This is a genomic window from Candidatus Regiella insecticola LSR1 (assembly GCF_000143625.1).
In the GTDB taxonomy this organism is placed as follows: Bacteria; Pseudomonadota; Gammaproteobacteria; order Enterobacterales; family Enterobacteriaceae; genus Regiella; species Regiella insecticola.
The window spans coordinates 1-1,707 of sequence record NZ_GL379676.1; the positions used below are offsets into that span (position 1 = coordinate 1).

Here is a 1,707-nt window from a genome sequence, read left to right on the forward strand (position 1 = left end):
AGCCATCAAGTGCAGCCGGATGATGGCTATCGTACAGTGGCTGTTAAACGAACTACAATTCAGCCCCGTTTCCCGGAGGCGGTATTTGTATATGATTGGCCAGATGATGAATTAGATGGGAGTAGCCATGACCCAGCGCCTGCTCAACGAATTTCAGGTGAAGTTGGAGAAGTGGAGGAAGGAGTAGCACCTGCTGTTATGCCGAGGGAGCCTGTAACAGTCCTTCGACCTGAATCAACGGAAGTGAAAAATAGAATCCCGCACGCAAAAGTTGAAATTCCCAAACGGCTTTTTACCAGCGCAGGATCATCCAGCTCGTTCGCACATTCGAGGCTTACTCCTGCAAAGTAACAATACTTAGTCTTTTTACTCCCAATATAAGAATAAAAACGGTGCATAGGTTAGAATCCATCGCTAACCTAAACAATATAAAAGATAACTGCTATGTATAATTATTGTATTAATGCCCCATCGGGATTTGACGCTGATTTTATACATCTTCAAGCTACTGACATTGGTTTATGTACTCTGGCCTTTGTTAATGAAAAAAAAGAGCCGGTGAAAAGCAATCGCCTTATATCCGAGGCGATTAGCGCGCTAGAAAATTATTTTGCTGGCCAGGGTAAAATCTTTAGGCTGAAGCTAGATGTTATCGGCACTGATTTTCAGAAAAAAGTCTGGTCTGAACTGCAAAAAATTCTTTTTGGTGAGACATGGAGCTATAAACAACTGGCGTTGGCCATCGGCTCGGCGAATTATTGTCGGGCGGTGGGGGCGGCCAATGGCAAAAATCCAATATCGATTATTGTCCCCTGTCATCGCGTGATAGGCAGTGATCAGCGTCTGGTACGCTATGCCGGTGGATTAAAAACCAAACAATGGTTACTTGAGCATGAAAAGAAAATATGGCAAGCAGATTAACTCATTCATTATGGCAAAATCCGCTAAACCGCTTGTCAAGGTTATGTCGTTGAATGTCTCTGAGTTCGGTAAGATGAAGCGACTTGGCTTCATGGCGGGACAAATTACTGTTCCAGATGATTTTGACCAGATGGGCAGTGCTGAAATTGAAATGCTTTTTGGTAGTTAGGCCGTGAGCCCTGACAGCCGAAGGCAGCTTCAAAGGCGAAGGGGATGTAATTAGCTTTCTAAACGTTGGCGTCAAGTATCATTAACTAATTTTGCATCGTGCATAAAACTGGTGTAGATTACGCCAACAATCGAATAATTTATTTAGCAAGGGTAGCGGTGATCACCGCTGCCCTTTTTTGTGTTTGGCGCATACCCTTCGCCTTTGAAGCCGCCCTGTTGTTGGCTGCGGGGTTCGCCGCATGTCCACGCTCATCGGTCGGTCGCCCTGGTAGCCGAAGGCAATTTCAAAGGCGAAGGGTATTAATAACGTCAGTAAAAATTAATCAAGGATGATACAAAACATGACCCAATCAGAACTTCACCGAAAAATAAAAACCTTCCTCTTTCAAAATGTTTTAATTAAAACCAGTGTTGCTGAAAATGAGTTGTTTTCCGCATTGTTAGAATATGTCTTTAATAAAACGCTCTCACCGCCGAATGAAATGCTAGCATTGAGTAAAATACTTTATTGGAGTATGAGATGTGAGCGTTATTTTTTTCATACAGAAAAGATCCCTAACAGTATCAGACAACGTATCGCTTGTTTATCGGTGCCTGTGCCGCAAGAAATTCATT

The 1,707-nt window shown here is 43.2% G+C and carries 5 protein-coding genes; all 5 read left to right on the forward strand.

The annotated features are described in order from the left end of the window. Positions 1 to 351, forward strand: a 351-nt coding sequence (locus REG_RS13830; RefSeq protein WP_039908579.1) for a hypothetical protein, incomplete at its 5' end; no start/stop codon positions are given. A gap of 93 nt (positions 352 to 444) precedes the next feature. After that, a complete protein-coding gene (locus tag REG_RS09310) occupies positions 445 to 921 on the forward strand; it encodes a methylated-DNA--[protein]-cysteine S-methyltransferase (protein WP_006705404.1) in 477 nt (158 codons plus the stop codon). Beyond that, positions 893 to 1,090, forward strand: a complete 198-nt coding sequence (locus REG_RS09315; protein ID WP_050749384.1) for a hypothetical protein — start codon at positions 893 to 895, stop codon at positions 1,088 to 1,090. The genes REG_RS09310 and REG_RS09315 overlap by 29 nt, the downstream gene beginning before the upstream one ends. A 98-nt stretch (positions 1,091 to 1,188) precedes the next feature. Further along, on the forward strand, positions 1,189 to 1,425 hold the full coding sequence (locus REG_RS13540) for a hypothetical protein (RefSeq protein WP_006705405.1): 237 nt from the start codon (positions 1,189 to 1,191) through the stop codon (positions 1,423 to 1,425). Positions 1,426 to 1,433: 8 nt separating this feature from the next. Continuing rightward, the coding region (locus REG_RS09320; protein ID WP_039908584.1) for a hypothetical protein at positions 1,434 to 1,707 on the forward strand (274 nt) is incomplete at its 3' end.